This is a genomic window from Pedobacter sp. 10L46_2 (assembly GCF_056395165.1).
On record NZ_JBFTIZ010000423.1, the window covers coordinates 1 to 2,683 of the forward strand.

The following is a 2,683-nucleotide window of genomic DNA, read 5'->3' on the forward strand; positions in this document are numbered from 1 at the left end:
ATCATATAGTGTATGATTATCGGGCAGACTTTTCGTGTCCATTTTGCGCTCACCGTAATTATAAAAGTAACTCTTCCCTTTATAAAGAACACCTGTACTTACCCCAACATTACCTTTAGTTTGGATGTAGGTGGAAACCACCTTATCAACAGTACTATCCAGGTGGTTGATTAATTTGTTGTCGGTAGCTACTTTGTGTGTTTTCTTTGCCGTTTCTGTGGATGACAGAGCGGCAAATGTATTCATCTTGCCGTCTTTATCCAGATTACCAAACATAATCTGCAGGGGTATTTTTCCAGTCACTTTGTATATCCCAATTGAATCTTTCCAGCTTACTAAGCTTAGATTTTTTAAGGGTAACAATCCCGAGATCTGTTTTTTGTAAATACTAGCCCATCTGACTACTGGAATTTGTTTTCGGAGGGTTTCTCCAAATAGTAAATAAACGCTGTCTGGCTTATTCTCATTCATATAACGAATCGTCAACTTAGCAATAGCAGTTGTTTTTTGTTCCGAACCTGTGGGCTTGCAGCTGGCTAAGCCTAGCGTTAAAAGGAAAGAGATGTGAATGATGAGATGACGACGATTTATAGTTGGCATTGAATGATCGCGTTAAAAAGGTAAACATTAGAGCTACTTACTAAAGTAAACAAAGTAAGTGATAAAAGGGCTTACTAAAACCAGGCAAAACTCTATGTGGTATTATATTTTTAAATATAGTATATTTAAAAATGCCTCTCAATCAACCACTCATGAAAATCGCACTATTACTTCAATGTTTTATACTGTTGTCTATTGGACTAAAAGGCCAAACCAGCAAGAATGAAAAATACAAGCCAGTTAATATAGATTCCCTGCTAAAAACTTCTGTGATCCTACCAAAGGAAGGGTGTAAATGTTTGTTTAAATAAGATTGAATACTATTTCAAATGTTCTTCAACCTTATTCTTGAACTCCAATGTATCAGACGCATCATTAAAACAGTAGTAATCGATCGGTAAGTTCATAGGCATAGCAAGATATGATATTGTAATCCGTAACGCTTTTCGAATTGTTCATAATTATTTTCATATCCAAAAACATGCGAAAATCGATCATGCCATTCTTAAAATGTCAGTAACATTATCCTAGTTCTTGCTGAAAAGCCCAGCAATATTTGCTTTAATTCCTAAGTAGGCATTAATACTGGGTGCATAATCCTTTAAAAAACCTCTGATTTCTCCACCAATGGTCACGCCCAAGCCGGAATACTGTTCGCTTATACGCGCCCTTACTAGATAGAATGCTTTCTTTTCAGAGAGCACATTTTTTATCATACCCCTCTGACCCTCCCTAGGCCTATAGTATGCTAAATTGTAGTTAGCAACTCCCAGGTTAGGATCAAGATAAATTTTGACTTTGTTTTTCGCATTTAAAAACATTGGGAGTCCAAAACTGAAGTATCCACTTGTTTGGGTATCAGTAGTATTCTGTAATAAGAAACCTTTTCCAGACTGAAATACAGGGTCTGTTAACGCAAGAGCGGAGGTGTCGCTAGGTAGGGTGTCGGTATCAAAACTTCTTGTGGTTGATACTACCAAAGCTTCCATTCTAAATGATAAATATATATTAAAGAAATCGCTCCTGTTATTGTTAAGTCTGAAAGTTGGGTTGAAGTAGTAACTCCATTGACTGGTATGTACTTTCAAATGATCTATGAAAATGTTTCTCCGGTATTTAGTTTTGCCTGGTATGTATTTACCAGTATCTATTTGTATGTACTGAGGCCTGACATTCACGTTTGAGGAATCGCGTGTAAAATTCTGGAAGTTTGCGATTCCCAGGAAGCCGCCTAGTCGGTCATCCGGACCAGTAATATCATTTGCGTATATGAAAAGCTCACCGCTGATTTTTTGAAATTTCAGATTGTTATAGAAATCCAGGCTGCCTCCGGTGTAAAATTCTATTCCAACATGTCTAGTTTTTTCTTCCTCACTCGCAGTGTATTGGGGTTCATCCGCACTTCCGTCATTGGCGTCAAAAATATTTACTACGAATTCCGTAGACTGGTCTTTACCCTTGTCATCTTTATAGGTGAAATTGATGTAAAGCTCACGCAGGGCTTCAGTAAATTTCTGTGCTTTGATGGTGACTTCGACCTCATCMTTGTATTTGTCTGCAGATTTGACGGTTACTTCACCATCTGCCAAAGTATAGTCCCTGTCAATGGCCGAACTTTTATCCTTCAGGACTTTATAGGAAATTTTGGTGTCTTTTGTTGCTTTTTCCAAGGTAAACTGGATAGTGATTTTTTTATCTGCCTTCTCTTTTTTTGTGCTAAGCGGAGACGGGGTTTGAAATTTCAATTCCTGTCCTACAACATTTGATGAAATACAGTTAAATGTTATAAACATTGAGGTGATGACGATGCATCTAGTTAAAAACAAGTTTGTTTTTAGAGTTGAGAGTTTCATGACGGAGCTTATTTAGAGTAAAAAATACTTTGATTGGCGGATATTAAAAAACGTGAATTTGGTTCAACATAAAATACTATTTACCGATAAAGAATATTAATAGGACAGAGCACAGAATTTGTTTAAAACAGCTATCGATTTTATTGTATGAAACGTATTATTTTTTTTATTAAAAATACTTTCTAAGCAACTACAAAACAATACCCATTAGTTGGTATAATGTATTGCAA

2 protein-coding genes are annotated in these 2,683 nt (G+C 36.2%); both read right to left on the reverse strand.

Annotated elements, in window-relative coordinates:
• Positions 1-600 (reverse strand): hypothetical protein (locus tag AC1DDX_RS26140; RefSeq protein WP_477622891.1); only part of this gene is annotated, 600 nt, incomplete at its 3' end.
• 527 nt (positions 601-1,127) lie between these two features.
• Positions 1,128-2,393 (reverse strand): hypothetical protein, encoded by a 1,266-nt coding sequence (locus AC1DDX_RS26145; RefSeq protein WP_477622892.1) that lies wholly within the window; start codon positions 2,391-2,393, stop codon positions 1,128-1,130.
• Positions 2,394-2,683 lie beyond the last annotated feature (290 nt).